This window comes from Pseudomonas sp. TNT2022 ID1044 (assembly GCF_028656895.1).
In the GTDB taxonomy this organism is placed as follows: Bacteria; Pseudomonadota; Gammaproteobacteria; order Pseudomonadales; family Pseudomonadaceae; genus Aquipseudomonas; species Aquipseudomonas reinekei.
The window spans coordinates 25,548-43,126 of sequence record NZ_JAMDHB010000014.1; the positions used below are offsets into that span (position 1 = coordinate 25,548).

Genomic DNA, 17,579 nt, shown 5'->3' on the forward strand with positions numbered 1-17,579 from the left:
AGCGCCTACGCTTGGTTGGAGGCGGAAGATTCCAGTCAGTCTTCCGCCTTTTTCTTTGGGTCACGGAGATCCTCGCGATACCGCGGATTGAACAGGGAGAGTCTTATGCGCATTGTTGCTTGCCTGCTGTTACTGCCCCTCAGCTGCACCGCCTTCGCCGACACCCTTCCCAGCTTTCTCAATAGCAACGACACCATCCGCAACCTGCCCGTACCGAACCTGCCCGCTGACGCCTACCGCCCGACGGCCGCGCCTCTGCAAGTGCCGGAACCCGGCGCCGCGCAAGCGCAACCGTTGATGATGGGCACCAAAGTCAATCTCAAGACCGTGCAGATCGAAGGCGGGACCATCTATCCGCTCAGCGAACTGGCCGCGATCTACCAACCGCTGCTGGGCCACGAATCCAGCCTGGCCGACCTGATCGAAGCGACGCGCAATATCACCCGTCGTTATCAACAGGATGGCTACCTGCTGTCCTACGCGTTTCTGCCCCAGCAGACGTTCGATAACGGCGTGGCGCGGGTAGTGTTGGTGGAAGGCTATATCCGCAATTATCAACTGCAGGGCGACGTCGGGCGGGTCAAAGGCCTGCTCGACAAACTGGTGGCCAAACTCCAGGCCGAACGGCCACTGACCCGCAAGACTTTCGAACGCTACACCACGCTGATGAGCCGCATCCCCGGCGTGACCTTGCAAGCACAAGTACCACCACCGGGCACCACCGATGGCGCAACCGACCTCATCGCCCAGGCCAGCCGCAAACCGTTCACCAGCAGCCTGAGCACCACCGACGACAACCGCAACGGCACTCAGGCCTTGCTCGGCGTGAGCAGCAATTCACAAACCGCCATGGGTGAACAACTGAGCCTCAGCGGCCTGTTTCCCCCGGGGGATGACGATGAGCATTACTACCGTCTGGACTACAACCAGTTCCTCAATGCCGAAGGCACGCAACTGGCGCTATCCGCCTCACGCTACCGCGCCGACCCGGGTACCAATGTGCAGCTCGACAACGGCATTGAACTCAAACCCCATCGGGAAAACGACCGCTATTCAATCGGCTTCAGCCATCCGGTCATTGCCTCACCCAACGAACTGCTCAGCGCCGGTGCGCGGTTATACGCCGTCAACGACAAGACCCGCTACAAAGTGGTGGGCTTCCCGCTGAGCGTCGAAGAACGCACCGACATCCGCGCGCTGGCGTTCGAAAGCGACTGGCGCAAAGCCGATGCGCAACAACTGCGCATCCTCAGTGGCGGGCTGTATCAGGGCCTCGACAGCATGGGCGCCGAAACCAACAACAGCGCGCTGGACCTGGACTTCTTCCGGCTGCGTTTGTCAGGGGTGCAAAGCGATAAATTCTTCGACAACTGGCAAGGCGTGGTATCGGCCGCGTTGTACTGGAGCGACGACACCCTGCCCGACAGCGAACGCGCCGTGTTCGGCGGACAAAACTTCGGCCGCGGCTACCCCGACGACCAGGCTTCGGGTGACAAGGGCTGGGGGGTGGCTTACGAGGTGAACTACAGCTTCAACCGCGACTGGAAATGGCTCAGGGTCCTGCAACCCTATGTGGTGCTGGACCGGGCCAAAACCTGGTTCAACGAACTGCCGGTCAAAGGTAATGACATGTCATCGGCGGCGGTGGGATTGAGATTTGGCGATGCCAGGTACTACAACATTGCACTGGAAGCAGCCAAACCCATGTCGGATGAAGCGCTGGACACGTTCAATCGCAAGCCGCGGTACAGCATTAGTTTCAGTTATCAGCTGTAGGGTGGATGGGGTGTATCCGGGAGGGATTGGTTGGTTGTCAGGACGCCATCGCCAGCAAGCCGGCTCCCACAGATTCCTGGGCGTATCTGCGAGAAACTGGTCGGCAATCAGGCCGCCATCCAGCAAGCCGGTTCCGAGTACCCCCACGCTCTTCACCACTCCACAGGCCGAGCGTTAGCTCGCCTGCCGCTTTTGATCTTGATCCACCCGCCCCCTCGGCAGGCTGAGTGGAGGCGTTTATCCGGGGGTGGGCGCGCAGCGCCGTGCGGCGAAGCCGCACACATCGAGAGGAGGTCGTCGCGAAGCAGACCGGAGGCGATGCCCCCGGATGAATGCCGGAGCGAAGGAACACCGAGCCTAAGCGAGGGGCCGTACGAAAGGGGCGAGACTTTTTGGTTCCTTTTGTGGCGTTTGACAAAAGGGACTCGCCGTAAGGGCGAAACCATAAGCCGCCGTTACCGCAGCAACGGATATACACACAAAACCCAACAGCACTTGGTCGGCTACAAGGCCGCCAAGTCCTCACCCCTTGACCAAATAAACCTGCGGCAAAGGAAAAAGATTATTCAACGTCTCCAACAACCTCACGTGATAAATCGGCTTGCGAAACAAATCCAGCACCTGCAACCGCAGCATGTCACTGACATCATCCATATCCGCATGCCCCGACATCACAATCACCGGCAAATGCTGACGCGACGTATGCTCACGCAACCGCTTGATCAACGACATGCCACTCTCCTCCGGCATGCGCAGATCCGTGATGACCAGCGCAATATCCGGATGCCGCGTCAGGTGTTGCAGCGCCAGCTTGACCGATGTCGCCGTGAAGCAATTGAACCCCTCACCCTCCAGCAACTCCGCCAACTCAAGCACTGCATCCTCCTCGTCATCGACCAGAAGAAGTTGTTGGCGTGACTGTCCTGGAGCACTCATGGGCAACACCTGAAATGGATTAAGCACGGACATCGGAACCCGCCTTCAGCAATGCAAAATTGCCGAAACGAACTCGCGTAATCACTCACAAGGCGTCTTTGATTTTTCCGAACACCGATGTGATTTCAGTGCCGATGTCGCCACTAAGTCCGGCGATAACCACCGCGACCATGGCCGCCACAATCGCATACTCAATACCCGAGGCGCCCTCGGTATCCTTGGCCAGACCTTTGTAAAAAACGACCTCGGATTTGACCTTCTGAATCAGCTTGGCAATAGACATGACAGTTCTCCCTGAGACCACGGGTGTTGCACGGTCGCAACATGATTCCCCTATGCCAGCATCAGCATTGTCGGCATTCCGGGTACCAACAACTGTAAAAACGCATTAATACGAAAGTATTAGTCGTTTCGTTGACGCCAAAAAGCCTTGCATTTCATCGTAATGTTTTACTTTCAATGGATTTTTCGCTCTGGGTAATGGCGTTTTGCTCTAGCTGGACTACGGTCAAATAGCGAAATCGTTTTATGTTCATAGCTGCCTGATTGCGAAGTTTTCTCGTTGAAATAGAACGAGTCTTCGAGCAGCAGGAAAGGGAGAGCCGTCATGAACAGCCGTGTCATCCTCGGTCTTGCCGGATTGTCTCTGGTGGGTGCAGTCATTGCCGGGTATTGGGGTTTCACACTGACCCGCCAACCCGTCGCCGCACCCGTTGCGCAAACCGGGAGCGTTACGCCCGCTACCAGCGTTCAACCACTCGTGCCCCTCGAAGAAGACCCCACCCGCAAACCGGTCGTGGTGCTGCAGCGGGACGTCGCGCCGTATATGCCAATCACCGCCGCCGACGTGGCCCTGGAAAAACTCCTCACGGTCCCGGCGGGCAGCCTGACTCGCCTCGATCAAGCCATCGGCCGCGCACCATGGCGCGCCCTCAGCGCCGGTAGCTGGCTCAGCGACGAAAGCTTCGAGGCCGGCAGCAAACTGGCGCGGATGATTCGCCCCGACGAGCGCGCCCTGGCCGTCGCCGTGGATGAAGTGATCAATGCCGGCGGGCAACTGACACCGGGCGACTACGTCGATGTGCTGCTGTTTTTGCGCCTGGACACCAACAACCCGCAGCCCTCGGCGCAACTCGTGGTGCCAGCCTTGCGTGTGCTGGGGGTGGGCCAACAGATGGGTTTGACCAATGACGGTCAACCCGCCAGCCCGACGCACAACAGCGATGAAAAAACCCGCCAGGAACAGCGCGCCAGCGCCCGCACCGTGCTGCTCGCGGTGCCCGAACAACTCATGAGTCGTCTGATGCTCGCCGCGCAGGCCGGGGTATTGCGCCTGGCCGTGCGCAGCGCCGAAGAAAAACGCTTGTCGCGCTACTGGGCCGGAGAGAGCGAATCACCGGCCAATATCGCCAACGCCAATCGCGAACTGGTGCAGTTCAACCAACTGGCCATGACAGCACCGCCCAAACCGATCGCCAGCCGTGGCGCAGCCGCCCCCCGCAAGGCCGGTGTGGAAGTTATTCGCGGCAATGAAATCACTCAACAAACTCCCTGAATCGAGCAAGGACGCACTTTAATGCGCAGACGTTTTACGCCGTTGTTCAGCGGCTTGATCTGGGCCACCTTGCTGGGCAGCCTGCCGGCCTCGGCCGCATTGGCTGCCAGCAGTCATTGCACGGCACTGGGCTCGTTGCCGGCGGTGCTGGAAGTTGGCGAAGGCCAGCAACAGGAACTGCAATCGCCGGTCGCCATCACCCGGATCGCCGTAGGCGACCCGAAAATCGCCGATGTGCGGGTCAATGGCAATCAGGCTTTTCTGCTGACCGGCGTGGCTTCCGGCGCCACCAGCCTGATGGTCTGGACGGCCTGCTCCAAGGATCCGCGTCAAAGCATGGTGTTCGTTCAAGGCCGTGCGACCGCCGCCATGACCAGCGCCGCGCGGATGCCATCGGACGACCCGCTGTTGCCTTCGCAAGTGCAGACCGATATCCGCTTCGTCGAAGTCAGCCGCACCAAGCTCAAGGAAGCCGGGACGTCGATCTACGGCAAGGGCTCGAACAACTTCCTGTTCGGTGCGCCCGGTACGGTGCCCAACACCGGCGTCACCCCGGGAGTGGTGCCGCTGTTCAACATCGACCCGCGTATCGCCGCGCCGAGCATTCCCTTGGCCAACGACATGTTCAACATCGTCTGGGGCGGCGGCAGCAGCAAGTTTCTTGGCATCGTCAACGCCCTGGAAGGCAGCGGCTTCGCTTACACCCTGGCGCGGCCAAGCCTGGTGGCGCTCAGCGGGCAGAGCGCAAGCTTCCTGGCCGGTGGTGAAATACCGATCCCGGTACCCAGCGCCAACAGCAACAGTTACTCAATCGAATACAAGGAGTTCGGGATTCGCCTGACACTGACCCCTACCGTGGTCAGCAATGACCGGATCTCCCTGAAGGTCGCCCCCGAAGTCAGTGAGCTCGATTACAACAATGGCGTGACCATCGGCGGCACCACCGTCCCGGCCTTCACCATCCGCCGCACCGACACCAGCATCTCGCTGGCCGACGGCGAGAGCTTCGTGATCAGCGGTTTGATCAGCACGCAAAACGCGTCGCAAGTCAGCAAGTTTCCGGGACTGGGCGACATCCCGATTCTTGGCGCGTTTTTCCGCAACTCCTCGATCAACCGCGAAGAACGCGAGCTGCTGATGATCGTCACGCCGCACCTGGTTCAACCGCTGGCCGCCAATGCGCCATTGCCGTCATTGCCCGGTGAAAAACTGCGCAATTACGACCCGAACTGGTATCGCCTGTACTTCCTCGAAAACGGCAACTTCGATAAACGCAGCGGGTTATCGCAATGAGCCAGAACCTCAGTCAGACCTTTCTTGCAATCACGCGCAACAGCACCGATCTGGAGTGGCTGCAGGGCGCCCTCGCCCCGTTGGGCCAGGTCGTCAGTGCCGGTGCCGGAAGCCTCGACGAACTGCTGGCGCTGGTGGACGTGACATTCGCCAACCTGGTGTTCGTCGGCCTCGACCGTGAACACGTGGTCGCGCAGTGCGCATTGATCGAAGGCGCGCTGGAAGCCAAACCGATGCTGGCCATCGTTGCGCTCGGCGACGGCATGGACAACCAACTGGTCCTCAACGCCATGCGCGCCGGCGCCCGGGATTTTGTCGCCTATGGTTCGCGCTCCAGTGAAGTCGCCGGGCTGGTCAGGCGCCTGAGCAAGCGCCTGCCCGCCGTGGCGCCGAGCAATCACCTGGGCGGCCTGACCGTGTTGTACGGCGTGCAGAGCAATGCCGACGGTGCGCTGCTGGCCAACCATATGGCGCAAGTGGTGCAGAAGAGCGGCCAGCAAACGCTGCTGCTCGACCTTGGACTGCCTCGCGGCGACAGCCTGGCCTTGCTCGGCCTGGAAAGTTCGTTTCATTTCGGTGATGCCTTGCGCCATGTCCGCCGCCTCGATGCGACGCTGATCGACAGCGCCTTCACCCGCTGCGAAGTCGGGCTGAGTATGCTCGCCTATGCCAGCAACGATGAACCGCTGGAACACACCAGCGCCGCCGAGTTGTACATGCTGCTCAGCGCCCTGCGCCAACACTTCCAGCACATTGTGGTGAACCTCACCGGCCAGCCCGACAGTGAAGCCCTGCGCACCTTCGTCAGCCACTGCGACAAGCTGTTGTGGTACACCGACCAGAACGTGCTCGACTGCCGCCGCAACCTGGCGGTGCTCAACCTGTGGCGTGAAAAAGGCATGAAGCTCGATCACGCCAAGTTGCTGGTCGATCGATACTTGCGCACCGTGGCGCCGGATTCACAAGCCCTGGGCAAAAGCTTCGGCATGGAAATCATCGCCACCCTCGCCTACAGCCCGGAGGTGCGCCTGAACGCCAAGAACCAGGGCGTGACCCTGTTCGAACTGGCGCCGCGAGAAGTCCTCACCCAAAGCCTGCGCGTCCTCGGTGAGCGCTTGGCCAAACGCTCCGAAAGCCTGGCCAAACCCAAGTCCTGGTTCAGTCGCTTGAGAGGTGCGCAATGAACGCAGAAAAACTGTTCGGCGCCAGCCCGCGCGCGGTGACCGGCAATACCGATCACGAAGGCCTGAAACTGGTGCTGCACCGCTACATCATCGATGCCATCGAAGAGTCGGGCAAAAACCTGCTGGAAGGCTCGCGGCAAGTGCTGTCGCAGTTCGTCATCGACAAAGTCGCCGAGTATATCGCGCGCCTGCACCTGGCGATTTCCCGTTACGAGATGGAGCGTCTGGCCGAAGAAATCGTCGACGAGCTCACCGGTTTCGGTCCGCTGGAAGTGCTGCTGCGCGATTCGGCGGTGACCGAAATTCTGGTCAACGGCCCCCACCGGGTGTTCATCGAGCGTGACGGCGTGCTGCACCAGAGCGACTTGCGTTTCATCGATGCACACCACGTCGAGCGTGTCATCCAGCGCATTCTTGCGCCGCTGGGCCGCAGGCTCGATGAGTCTTCGCCGATGGTCGATGCGCGCCTGCCGGACGGCAGCCGGGTCAATGCGATCATTCCCCCGATTGCGCTGGACGGTCCTTGCCTGTCGATTCGAAAATTCCGCCAGGACATGCTCAAGAGCACCGACCTGATGGCCATGCAAACCATCGATCAGTCGATTTACGAGTTCCTCCAGGAAGCCGTGGGCAAGCGCTGCAATATTTTGATCAGCGGCGGCACCGGCACCGGCAAGACCACGCTGCTGAACATTCTCAGCCAGTTGATCAACCCTCATGAACGCCTGGTCACCATTGAAGACGTCGCCGAACTGCAACTGGGCCACCCGCACGTGGTGCGTCTGGAAACCCGTCCGCCGAATGCCGAAGGCCATGGCGAGGTGAAGGCCAGCGACCTGATCCGTAACGCCCTGCGGATGCGCCCGGACCGGATCATCCTCGGCGAGATCCGCGGTGTCGAAGTGGTCGATGTGCTGACCGCGATGAACACCGGCCACGACGGCTCGATGAGTACCGTACACGCCAACAATGCCCAGGACGCCTTGCTGCGCCTGGAAACCCTGGTCGGCCTGACGGGGCGCAGCATCGCCGAACGGACCTTGCGCCAGATGATCTGCGCGGCGCTCGACGTGGTGATTCAGTTGACACGCATGCCCGATGGCCGGCGCTGCGTCAGCGAAGTGGTGGAGGTGATCGGCATCCGCGAAGACGTATACGTGACCAACACGCTGTTCCGCCTCGACCGACGCAACGGCTTCGGTTTTCTGCGCGAGGCGATCAACCCTGCCGGTGACAAACTGCGTCGCGAGTCGGCGTTTTCTCCCACGGCGTACTGAAGGCCACGGCATGCTCAAACCGCTGCTGCTCATCCTCGTTTGCCTGCTCTTGCTCGGCCTGTCGGCGCGCCTCCTTTATCGCGGCTTGCGTCAGCCCGGCACCCAGCGCGTGCTGGAACGCTTGAGCCAGGGGCAACCGGAACGGGTTGTGCAGAAAACCTCATGGACGGCGCTGGAGCGGGCCTTTTTGCGCGCCGGCCTGGGACGGCCGACTGAGCGGATTGGGCAGTGGCTGGCGCTGTGGGGGCTGCTGGCTTTAATCGGTGGAGTGGCGGGCGGCTGGGGCGGTTTGCTGCTGGCGTCGTTGCTGCCACCCCTGCTGCTGAGGGTGTTTATTCAATGGCGTTATCAACGCCGACTCAAGCGCATGATCGAACAGCTGCCGTCACTGCTCGATCACACGGTACGCAGCCTGAAATCCGGACGCACCCTCGCCGACGCCGTGCTGGGTGCGATCAATGCCGCCGAGGATCCGCTGAAAAATGCCTTGGGCCGGGTGCAGCGCAACGTGCAGTTGGGCGTCAGCCTGCCCGACGCCACCTCGGACTTCGCCGAGCTCTACGACAAAGATGAACTGCGTCTGTTCGCCCTCGGGCTGAAGGTCAACCATCGCTACGGCGGCAATGCCAGCGAGCTGCTGGAGAACCTGATCAAGATGATCCGCGAACGCGAGCAGGCGGCGCGCCAACTGAGCGCCATGACCGGCGAAACCCGCGTCACGGCGGTGGTTCTGGCGGCGATGCCAGTGGCCCTCGCCGGTTATTTCCTGATCTCCAATCCCACGTACCTGCTGGCCATGTGGAACGACGGCTCGGGGCAAACGATGCTGATCGCCGCGCTGGGCTTTCAGGTGTTCGGCTGTGTGGCGCTGTGGCGGATGTTGCGAAGCCTATGAACCCGTCAATGCTGCTGAGCTCGCTGCTGTTTCTGCTGGCATCGCTGATGCTGTTCAGTGTCGTGCTGGAGCTGCGTCGGCGTGCTCGCCAGGTGGTGCAAAGGCTGGATGGCAAGGCTCCGGTCGACAACCGCCTCAGCCAATGGCTGCATGCGCTGGGCAGCAGCCGCGTCGGCCAGCAATCGGTCAGGCTCGATAACGAAACCCAAACGCTGCTCAATGCTCTCGGCTGGCGTACCGCACGCAAACGCGCGATCTTCGCCGCGTGCCAGGTGGGTGTTCCGGTGCTGGCACTGGCCCTGAGTGCGCTGATCCAGGGGCTGTTCTTCCCGCAAGTGGCCAACCAGTGGATCGTCCCGGCGTTCGCCCTCGGCATCGGTTATCTGTTGCCCAAACGCCTGCTCGCCGCCGCCGCCCACCATCGGCAGAAAAAACTGGCGATCGAGATTTCCACCTTTATTCCGCTGCTGCGCATTCTGTTTGAGTCGGGCATGGCCGTGGAGCAATCGCTGCGTGTCCTGAGCAGCGAAGGCAAGCAACTGCTACCGATCCTGACCCATGAATTGCGCCTGGTATTGACCCGCGTCGACTCGGGCCTGGAACTGGCCGAAGAACTGAACAAGGCCTCGCGCCTGCTCGCGGTGGATGAGTTCACCGACACCTGCGTGATCCTGCAACAGCTGATTCATCAGGGTGGCGGCGCGATGAAATCGCTGCTGGCGCTCAAGCAGCTGCTCGATGACCGGCGCCTGACACGTCTGCAGGAATACATTTCCAAGATGTCCGCCAAAATGTCCGTCGTGATGATGTTGTTCCTCTTCCCGGCGTTATTGATCGTCCTGGCCGGCCCGGGGCTCACCGCCCTGGCCCGGGCTTTTGCTTCGTAGAGGGATCGTGATGAAAGCAATGATTGCCGGTTTGAGTCTGCTGTTGCTCAGCGGTTGCGCAAGCACCGGTCAAACACCCTGGAGCGCGCTGACCGATTCCGCCAGTTGCGGCAAGCTGAGCTCCGATCAACAGCTGTCGCTGAACCTGGCCGATGACATGGCCAAGGACGGCAAACTGCACGCCAGCCTGGCCAACCTGCAAAGCCTGCCGGACAACCTCGCCGACGTGCGCCTGCGCAAAGCCAAGGTCTACCGATTGCTCGGCCGCAGCGAAGCCGAGCCACTGTACCGCAGCCTGCTCGGCAGCTGCCTGGCCGCCGAAGCCGAACACGGCCTGGGCCAACTCGCCGCCGCCCGGGGCGACAACGGCTTGGCGCAGGCGCACTTGCAACGAGCCTCGCGACTGGCCCCCACCGACGAAAAAATCCGCAATGACCTGGGCGTGGTGTACCTCAACCAGCTGCGGGTGGAAGACGCCCGATTCGAATTCCTCACCGCCATGGAGCTCAGGCAAGCCGACACCCTGGCCGCGCAAAATCTGGTGACGCTGCTGATTTACCAGGATGACTGGAGTCGCGCCGCCGAACTGGTCAGCCGCCTCGGCCTGAGTCCGGCCCAGGTCACCGAAGCCCAGGCCCGTGCGGAAAAACTCAAGACCCCAGCCAAACCCGCCTCGACCGCCGCCGCGCAAGTCGCTGCTGTCACCCCTGCGACCCTTCAATAAGGAGATTCAAGGATGAAACCCGCCACCCTCTGCTGCCTCGGTCTCCTGGCCTTGCCCCTCACCACCCACGCCATCGACCCCGGCCCCGCCTCACCGCAACAACAGGAAACCGAAGGCTGGCTGCAACTGCAAAGCAGCAACGCGGCCGCCTCGCAAAAAAAACAGACTGCCACCGCGACTGAGCGGGAACTGAGCATGCAACGCTGGCTCAAGAGCTATCAGCATGAGATTCCGGAGTTTTTTGATCAGGATGCCGGGGGGGCGGTGGACAGTGGGTCGGGGCAATAGACCGGGATGGCGGTGCCAGGCAGGCCGCCATCGCCGGCAAGCCGGCTCCTACAGTTGATCAGTGTACAAACAAGAAATCAGTGCGCCGTAACCCTTTGCCGCATCCCCGAATTACTGGGCGACAACGCCAAAGCCAGCTGCGTCCGATTATGCATATGCGTCAACCGCAAAACCTGAGACACATATAACTTCACCGTGTTCTCGGTAATCCCCAGCTCACAGGCAATCTGATAGTTGGTCTGCCCCTTGCCCACCAGCCGCGCCACATCCAGCTGGCGAGGCGACAGCTGATTGAAAATCGCCGGGATCTCCACCTGATCGGCCTCACTGACCGCGCCATCTTCCGAATCCACGGTGCCCGACACAAACGGAGCACGCCGAACCCGGTCGAGGTCCTGATACAGGTCATCGATCGATTCAGACAGATACTGCAACTTCTGATTCAGATGCCCCAGTTGCAACGTCTTGTGCCGCTCCTGCAAGGCCACTTCCTGACGCCGCAAGCCTTCGAGCAATTCATCCAGGTCAATCGGCTTCTGGTAGTAATCGGCAATCCCGGCGCGCAGCGCCTTGATCACATCCTGCTTGTCCGCACGCCCGGTGAGCATGATTGCTTCGAACGCACGGTGCTTGCCGGACAGGCGTTGCAGTTCCTGAACCAGTTGAATCCCGTCCAGGCCAGGCATGTGCAAATCGCAAAGCACCAATCCGATATCGGTGTCTTCATTGAAACGTTCGATGGCTTGATGGCTGGATTCACAAGGCACACAACGGTAACCGCTGTCCTCGAGAAACTCGCAGAGTTCCTCAACGATCAATGATTCATCGTCGACCACAAGGATTTTTACTGCCGAGGTACGCTTGTTCACGTGCAACTCCCTGCATGGTCAAAGGCTGACCGTTCCTGTACCCACAGCCGCTGGCTGTACAACGTGTTGTTGTATGAAAGTAGTCGTATTTTTTGACTCTGTACAAAACCGCACGACTAGCGGAGCCAGGCAAATGTGAGCAACAACCCTATCAACAGGAAGGGCGCGAAGGGTTGTTTTTTTGACATTCCGGGTTGCAGATAAAGCAGACGATCTCTAAGCCCTTGACCGATATAAAGCCAGACTCTTGGCGCCAGCAGCAGCCAACACACACTGGCCAAGCCTGCGCCGATAAATACGCCCAATACATGCCGACCGTCGGTCGCGAGCCCCAACGCAATCATGAGTTTCACATCGCCGCCACCGAGCCTTCGCAGCGCGTAACCGGGTAACGTGAATGCCAGCGCGAGCAACGCCGCCCAGCCGCCCTGCTCCGCGGGGGCGCCCAGCCAGGTGCTGCCGCTCCACAGCAGATACGCCAATGCGAATGCCCCTGCGCCCACGGTCAAACCATTGGCGATGTGCCGTTGTCGTGCATCCTGCGCTGCGCATAGCGTCAGCCAGATCAGTAAGACAATGCTCTGCATCCGGTAAAAAACGTCCGTTTTGGCTGAATGATTCTATGCTGACATTACCTCGTGATGGTCAGGGTAGACGCACTCATGAAAACCAGCCTCCCCCGCAAACAAAAAGGCGCCGCCGCGATTGAATTTGCCTTGGTGTTCGTCATCTTTTTCGCGGTGTTCTACGGAATTGTCACGTACAGCCTGCCGCTGTTGCTGATGCAGTCGTTCAACCAGTCGACCGCCGAAGCCATACGCCGCAGCGTGGCGCTGGACCCGAACACGCCGGGTTATGAAGCGGCACTCAAAACCGTCGTCAAAGAGGAACTGACCCGGCAACTGGCGTGGATTCCGGCCGGGCTGAACTTCAATGTCGACACTGATGCCACCACCACCTACACGGCCGGTGTGCTGAAGGTCAGCATCAATTACCCCACCAACAAACTCAGTGCGGTCATCCCGTTCCTGACGTTGCCCGGGATCGGCAAGGTGCCTGATTTGCCTGCGACGCTCACCGCCAGTTCGAGCCTGCAGTTTTGAGTGCCGGCGACAAACTCTTCGGGCGTCTGCTCAATCGCCATCCGCCAGTGCCTCAGCCACTCCCGGAGCCGCCGAGCGTGCACGGCATCGGCCTGCAGATGCATCTGGATGCCGAAGGACGCGTATTGCATCTGACCGGCCCGTTACGGCATTCGCTGGCGCAGCAGACGCCCACCGCGCGCGCGCCGCACCTGCTCGATTTTCTCCTGCCCCATTGCAGCCTGGTGGTCGAGGGCGTGCCCGCTGATTGGCAGGGGCAGAATCTGGATCTGGATTTTTACAGCCTCAGCGGCCAGCCGTTGCACCTGCGCGGCTGGATTCAGCCCCAGGCCGATGCCTGGCTCCTGCAGTTGCTGGACATCGGTGACCTGCTGGTTGACCGCCGCCAATCGCGTCTGCGTGAGCAATGCCAGTTGCTCGCGGTGCACATCGGCGAGCAATTGCGCCTGTGCAGCCTGTCGCGTTTACCCGATGTACTGACCGATCAACTGCAAAGCCTGGCCCAGCGTTTTCACATCCCGTGTATCGCCCTGGCGTTGCTCGATGAAGAGGAACAGGGCTGGCAGATCCATCAGCACTATGCAGGGTTCGATGCGCCCCGCCTGTGGCAAAACGCTCAGCGCCTGGGCACCGGCCTCGATAGCCTGAACGGCTCCGCGCCTCAAGCGCTGAACCCGATCGAACACCCTCGCCTGCAAAGCATCTTTGGCAATGCCGAGGGTTTCGCCGTGCCTTATCACGATGCCCAAGGCGTGGTCGCCTGGCTATTGTGCGGCTGCTACACGGTGCAACAACGAGCGCCGGACGTCGGCGAGCGCGACTGGTTGCAGTTCGCCGCAGCCCTCGCCAGCCCGCTGCTGGAGCGCCTGCGCGAGCACCGCCATCATCTGCAACTGGAGCGTCTGGAATCGCTGCAAGCCCTGCTCGGCACGGGTTGGTGGGAGATGTTCAGCGACACCGCTCAGGTGCAACTGGCACCTTCCCTGGCCAGCGCCCTGAATCTTGTCGATACCCGCTTGCCGTTGCACGACTGGCTTGACCAAGTGCATCCCGCCGACCGCGAAGAATTGCGCAGTCGCCTGCAAGCGTTGCAGGACGAAAGCCTCCCTCTGTTGCTGTGCGTGCGCCTGTATCGCCCCGATGCAGCAGCCACCCCGGTCTGGTATCGCCTGCAAGGCCAGGCGCTGGGTGTCGGCAAACATCGTCGCCTCGTAGGGTTCATGCTCGACATCAGCGATATCAAGAACCAGGAGCAACAAGCAGCCACCGCTCATGCGCGGCTGGACAATCTGATCGCCAGTTCCCCGGCCGTGATTTACGTGCAGCAGTATGTCGAGGGCGCGCTGCAACCGACCTTCTACAGTGACAGTCTGCTGCCGCTGCTCGGCTGGGCGCTCGCCGATTGTGCCGGTGCCGCGCTGGTGGACAAGGTGCATCCCGAAGACCGAGACCGCTATTTCGAACGTAGCCGTTTGCTGCTGCGCGAAGGGTCGGTGCGCGTCCGCTATCGGTTGCGCGACCATCGTGGTGATTACCACTGGATCCTCGACGAAGCCAAGCTGCTGCGTGATGACCTGGGCCTGCCGGTGGAGGCCGTCGGCTTGTGGCTGGACGTCACCGAAGTCACCCTGGCCACCGAGCAAATCAAGCAGAGTGAAGAGCGCTACCGGATTCTGGTGGAAGACTCTCCGGCGATGATCTGCCGCTACCGGCCGGACCTGACGCTGACCTTCGGCAACCGGCCACTGGCGACCTATCTGGAGTGTGCGCCCGAGCAATTGCCGGGGGTTAATCTCGGTAGCTGGATGTCCGCGCAACAGCGTGAGTCCTTCCTCCAGCGCCTCAGCCAACTGAGCCCGGAGTTCCCGGTCAGCACCGCGGAAATCAATCTGCAACTGCCGGGCCGGGAGCACGCCTGGTGGGTCTGGTCCGATCGCGGGGTGTTCGACGCGCACGGCCAGTTGCTCGAAGTGCAGGCCGTGGGCCGCGACAACACCGAAGTGCGCCGCGCCCAACAGCAACTCACGCAAAGCGCGAAAATGGCCACGCTGGGCGAAATGGCCACGGGCCTGGCCCATGAAATCAACCAGCCGCTGAACGTGATGCGCATGGCCATCGTCAATGTGCTCAAGCGCCTGAGCAACGGCGACGTGCAGGTCGACTACCTGACTGACAAGCTCAACCGCATCGACACGCAAGTGCAACGCGCCGCGCGCGTGGTCGACCACATGCGCGTGTTCGGCCGTCGCTCGGAGATCGAACAACACCCGTTCAACCCGGCCCAGGCCATCGAAGGCACGCTGTCACTGCTGGCCGAGGGCATGCGCGGCAAAGGCGTCGATCTGCGCATCAGCGAAACCGCGTTTGAAGTGCAGGTACGCGGTTATGTCGATCAGCTCGAACAAGTGCTGATCAACCTGATGGTCAACGCGCGGGATGCATTGCTCGGCAAACGCGAAAGCCATCCTGAATTCAAACCATGGATTGCGGTGTACGCCGAGCGGCACGAGCAGTCGGTGCGACTGTGGGTCGAGGACAATGGCGGCGGCATTGACGAGCGTTTGCTGGAAAGGATTTTCGAACCGTTCTTCACCACCAAACCGGTGGGCGTCGGCACCGGCCTGGGGTTATCGGTGAGTTACGGCATTGTCGAGAACATGGGCGGCAAACTCAGCGTCAGGAATTCCACCGAGGGCGCGCGGTTCTGCATCGAACTGCCGGTTGTGCCGGCGGATCAGATTACCAGGTAGGCTTTGCCTTTCTCGCCGCAGGTCAGGTTGAAGCCGACGTCGACCTTGTTGACGTCGATGCCCAGGTTCACCAGCAAGCTGTCGACAATCGGGTCGACCAGCGGCGCGAGCAAACCGCTGATGGCCGAAGCCAATAGACCAATAACATCAGAGAGCGCCGACGACAATGTGCCGAGCAGAGCACCCAGCAGACTGCCGAAATTCGGCTTATGTTCAATCAAATCGACGCCCCCCAAAGTGCTTTTCAAGCTGCCCACCACTCCAGAGATTGTCACGGAGTGAGTAGGGATCGGTGACACGTTGATCTCATGGGGGTTGATAAAGGTGTAATTGGCCTCAGTTTTTCCGGCAATCGGACTATCGATCATAATTTCGCTTCCACCACCGCCGAAGGGTATTCTCGGATCGCAGTCAGATAGGCTTCTGCAATTTTGTGTACCGATATCGACCAAGGCCAAAGGTGACAGGCTTGTCGCCGAGGAAGATGAGAGCCAGATCGCGTCGTTGATCTGTCCGACTTTGACTTGCAGGGTCGAAATCTCAGTGGTGGCAGTCAGACTTTTGCTTGTCGGGGTGGCGCAGGAATAGTCGGTGACATAACTAGTGCCTTTGCCGACCTCCAGTCCGAGATCGAGGCTCAAGCCATTGGGTAGTAGTTGCAAGTCTGTCTGAGTGCAGTCGCCGAAAATACAGCCAGGTGCCAGCAACGTGTTAATCAGAGCCACAATCGGCTTCAATATCAAGTTGATTGCCTTCATAACGTCATCGATCAATGACAAATCAACCGCTACCAAAACACGAATCTGTGCCGTACTCACATAAATCCTGTTCACCCCCAGCGGCGCGACTTTCGCTAGCGCCGGGTCACCCACCGCAGAGAACTGCGGCGGCTGAATGACTTTTATGTAGGTCGTCACGCCTGCCAGGCCCAACAAGTTCACCGGTAACACGGCGTTCACCGCACTGTTCTTATTGGCCAGTTGAACGAAACCCTGAATCAACTGAAACAGCTGTACCGTGGCATCCAGTCCCGCCTCTTGCGTACCGGTTTGCAGCGTCAGTAAATCACCCAGTTTGATCGGCGAAGCGCCGGTGGCCGCCACTTGCAGGTTGGTCAGGGCGGTCTTGACCTCAGCCGAGGCCCCGTTGAGGTTCACCACGTTGGCGGCTGCCTTGATGAACTTGGTGACGGAACCTTGCGTGTTCAGCAGCGCCGTGTAGTTTCCCGCCGACACGCCCAGTTCGATGGCGAGCTGGTCCATGAATTTCAGCAGGTTGATATCGGTCTTGACCAAGCCGTCCCAGCCGCCAACGGTCAGGTTGACGTTGCCTCCCAATAGCGTCGAGAAGAGCGGGTTCAACAGGTTTGATCGTGCACTGTCGACGCTCAACAGGGTACTGCGAATACTCAGTTGCGCCAGGGTGATCTTCGGTTCGGCGGCGACAGCGGTGGCATCGAGTCGGGTCGTGAGGCTGACCGGTGCACCGGAGAGCAGCGCCCCAATACCGGCCGCAATACTGGTGGTGACGGGGCGGCTGACGATGACCTGGACCGCAGCGGTTTTAGTGGCGTCGACGACAAACGCGCGAAGATTTTCTGCACCGGTTTGCAAGGTGCCGCAACTGACGATCAGCGTATTGTCCGCGCTCACGGTAAAACCGTTGCGGGTCGCGCTTTGGGTGGCGTAGGTGGTCGCACTTTGCCCGGACTTGCAGTTGCCATCGCGGCTCACGGCTTCGAGTGCTGCAGTGTCCGCCACCCGTTGCAGCTTTCGCTGCTCCATGTACAGCCTGCCGGTATCGATCACCAGCAGCGTGAACCCCAGCGCCAGCGCCAGGGTGCCGGCCGCCATCAAACCGATTGCCCCCCGTTGCCGGGCCGGGCCGCGAAACTGCATGCGGGGAGACATGGCGCACTCCTTTGCCGGCGCGTTGCCGAGCGCAACCTCCATTGGTCAAAACAGTGTAGACAAGGGTTGGCGAGACTGCTGGCAACTCGCCATTTCTGCGACCGAAAAACAACTGCAGGAGCGAGCCTGCTC

At 60.6% G+C, this 17,579-nt stretch carries 16 protein-coding genes; 11 read left to right on the top strand and 5 right to left on the bottom strand.

All coding sequences use genetic code 11. The annotated features are described in order from the left end of the window. Window positions 1-105: 105 nt before the first annotated feature. Window positions 106-1,776, top strand: coding sequence for a ShlB/FhaC/HecB family hemolysin secretion/activation protein (locus tag M5G20_RS18095; protein ID WP_273920200.1), 1,671 nt, complete (start codon window positions 106-108; stop codon window positions 1,774-1,776). A 522-nt stretch (window positions 1,777-2,298) separates the two neighbouring features. Here M5G20_RS18095 and M5G20_RS18100 read toward each other — a convergent pair. Both M5G20_RS18100 and M5G20_RS18105 read right to left on the bottom strand, forming a co-directional pair. Further along, on the bottom strand, window positions 2,299-2,712 hold the full coding sequence (locus M5G20_RS18100; RefSeq protein WP_150735680.1) for a response regulator: 414 nt from the start codon (window positions 2,710-2,712) through the stop codon (window positions 2,299-2,301). Between the two features lie 85 nt (window positions 2,713-2,797). Further along, window positions 2,798-2,995, bottom strand: a complete 198-nt coding sequence (locus M5G20_RS18105; RefSeq protein ID WP_273920201.1) for a Flp family type IVb pilin — start codon at window positions 2,993-2,995, stop codon at window positions 2,798-2,800. 324 nt (window positions 2,996-3,319) lie between these two features. Here M5G20_RS18105 and cpaB point away from each other — a divergent pair, with 324 nt between their 5' ends. The 8 genes from cpaB to M5G20_RS18145 are packed head-to-tail and all read left to right on the top strand — an operon-like array spanning window position 3,320 to window position 10,815. Continuing rightward, the gene (gene cpaB / locus M5G20_RS18110; protein ID WP_273920202.1) at window positions 3,320-4,267 is read left to right on the top strand and encodes a Flp pilus assembly protein CpaB; all 948 of its coding nucleotides are present in this window, start codon (window positions 3,320-3,322) and stop codon (window positions 4,265-4,267) included. A gap of 21 nt (window positions 4,268-4,288) precedes the next feature. Then, window positions 4,289-5,560, top strand: a complete 1,272-nt coding sequence (locus M5G20_RS18115) for a type II and III secretion system protein family protein (RefSeq protein WP_273920203.1) — start codon at window positions 4,289-4,291, stop codon at window positions 5,558-5,560. Next, entirely contained in the window at window positions 5,557-6,744 is a 1,188-nt protein-coding gene (locus M5G20_RS18120; RefSeq protein ID WP_273920204.1) for an AAA family ATPase, read from the top strand. Before M5G20_RS18115 ends, M5G20_RS18120 begins: the two co-directional genes overlap by 4 nt. Beyond that, a complete protein-coding gene (locus M5G20_RS18125) occupies window positions 6,741-8,021 on the top strand; it encodes a CpaF family protein (RefSeq protein ID WP_150735685.1) in 1,281 nt (426 codons plus the stop codon). Before M5G20_RS18120 ends, M5G20_RS18125 begins: the two co-directional genes overlap by 4 nt. Before the next feature lie 10 nt (window positions 8,022-8,031). After that, window positions 8,032-8,916 (top strand): type II secretion system F family protein, encoded by an 885-nt coding sequence (locus M5G20_RS18130; RefSeq protein WP_273920205.1) that lies wholly within the window; start codon window positions 8,032-8,034, stop codon window positions 8,914-8,916. Between the two features lie 8 nt (window positions 8,917-8,924). After that, on the top strand, window positions 8,925-9,803 hold the full coding sequence (locus M5G20_RS18135) for a type II secretion system F family protein (protein ID WP_443218307.1): 879 nt from the start codon (window positions 8,925-8,927) through the stop codon (window positions 9,801-9,803). A gap of 10 nt (window positions 9,804-9,813) precedes the next feature. After that, entirely contained in the window at window positions 9,814-10,527 is a 714-nt protein-coding gene (locus M5G20_RS18140; RefSeq protein WP_273920208.1) for a hypothetical protein, read from the top strand. Between the two features lie 12 nt (window positions 10,528-10,539). Next, complete coding sequence (locus M5G20_RS18145) at window positions 10,540-10,815, top strand: DUF3613 domain-containing protein (RefSeq protein WP_273920209.1); 276 nt, start codon at window positions 10,540-10,542, stop codon at window positions 10,813-10,815. A 77-nt stretch (window positions 10,816-10,892) separates the two neighbouring features. On the opposite strand, the gene M5G20_RS18150 is transcribed toward M5G20_RS18145, so the two are convergent. Continuing rightward, entirely contained in the window at window positions 10,893-11,684 is a 792-nt protein-coding gene (locus tag M5G20_RS18150; protein ID WP_273920210.1) for a response regulator transcription factor, read from the bottom strand. A 116-nt stretch (window positions 11,685-11,800) separates the two neighbouring features. Further along, a complete protein-coding gene (locus M5G20_RS18155; RefSeq protein WP_273920211.1) occupies window positions 11,801-12,271 on the bottom strand; it encodes a prepilin peptidase in 471 nt (156 codons plus the stop codon). 75 nt (window positions 12,272-12,346) lie between these two features. Here M5G20_RS18155 and M5G20_RS18160 point away from each other — a divergent pair, with 75 nt between their 5' ends. Beyond that, window positions 12,347-12,787: a TadE/TadG family type IV pilus assembly protein gene (locus M5G20_RS18160; protein ID WP_273920213.1), complete on the top strand. Its 441-nt coding sequence runs from the start codon at window positions 12,347-12,349 to the stop codon at window positions 12,785-12,787. Further along, entirely contained in the window at window positions 12,784-15,537 is a 2,754-nt protein-coding gene (locus M5G20_RS18165) for an ATP-binding protein (RefSeq protein WP_273920214.1), read from the top strand. Before M5G20_RS18160 ends, M5G20_RS18165 begins: the two co-directional genes overlap by 4 nt. On the opposite strand, the gene M5G20_RS18170 is transcribed toward M5G20_RS18165, so the two are convergent. Then, window positions 15,522-17,447, bottom strand: a complete 1,926-nt coding sequence (locus tag M5G20_RS18170; protein WP_273920215.1) for a pilus assembly protein TadG-related protein — start codon at window positions 17,445-17,447, stop codon at window positions 15,522-15,524. The genes M5G20_RS18165 and M5G20_RS18170 overlap by 16 nt on opposite strands. Window positions 17,448-17,579 lie beyond the last annotated feature (132 nt).

What these genes read in the sequence shown, in the direction of transcription:
- M5G20_RS18135 (WP_443218307.1), top strand. Translation starts at nt 8,925, where the DNA reads ATGCTGCTGAGCTCGCTGCTGTTTCTGCTGGCATCGCTGATGCTGTTC.
- M5G20_RS18145 (WP_273920209.1), top strand. Translation starts at nt 10,540, where the DNA reads ATGAAACCCGCCACCCTCTGCTGCCTCGGTCTCCTGGCCTTGCCCCTC.
- M5G20_RS18120 (WP_273920204.1), top strand. Translation starts at nt 5,557, where the DNA reads ATGAGCCAGAACCTCAGTCAGACCTTTCTTGCAATCACGCGCAACAGC.
- M5G20_RS18105 (WP_273920201.1), bottom strand. Translation starts at nt 2,995, where the DNA reads ATGTCTATTGCCAAGCTGATTCAGAAGGTCAAATCCGAGGTCGTTTTT.
- M5G20_RS18125 (WP_150735685.1), top strand. Translation starts at nt 6,741, where the DNA reads ATGAACGCAGAAAAACTGTTCGGCGCCAGCCCGCGCGCGGTGACCGGC.
- M5G20_RS18140 (WP_273920208.1), top strand. Translation starts at nt 9,814, where the DNA reads ATGAAAGCAATGATTGCCGGTTTGAGTCTGCTGTTGCTCAGCGGTTGC.
- M5G20_RS18115 (WP_273920203.1), top strand. Translation starts at nt 4,289, where the DNA reads ATGCGCAGACGTTTTACGCCGTTGTTCAGCGGCTTGATCTGGGCCACC.
- M5G20_RS18095 (WP_273920200.1), top strand. Translation starts at nt 106, where the DNA reads ATGCGCATTGTTGCTTGCCTGCTGTTACTGCCCCTCAGCTGCACCGCC.
- M5G20_RS18160 (WP_273920213.1), top strand. Translation starts at nt 12,347, where the DNA reads ATGAAAACCAGCCTCCCCCGCAAACAAAAAGGCGCCGCCGCGATTGAA.
- M5G20_RS18170 (WP_273920215.1), bottom strand. Translation starts at nt 17,447, where the DNA reads ATGTCTCCCCGCATGCAGTTTCGCGGCCCGGCCCGGCAACGGGGGGCA.
- M5G20_RS18100 (WP_150735680.1), bottom strand. Translation starts at nt 2,712, where the DNA reads ATGAGTGCTCCAGGACAGTCACGCCAACAACTTCTTCTGGTCGATGAC.
- M5G20_RS18130 (WP_273920205.1), top strand. Translation starts at nt 8,032, where the DNA reads ATGCTCAAACCGCTGCTGCTCATCCTCGTTTGCCTGCTCTTGCTCGGC.
- M5G20_RS18155 (WP_273920211.1), bottom strand. Translation starts at nt 12,271, where the DNA reads ATGCAGAGCATTGTCTTACTGATCTGGCTGACGCTATGCGCAGCGCAG.
- cpaB (WP_273920202.1), top strand. Translation starts at nt 3,320, where the DNA reads ATGAACAGCCGTGTCATCCTCGGTCTTGCCGGATTGTCTCTGGTGGGT.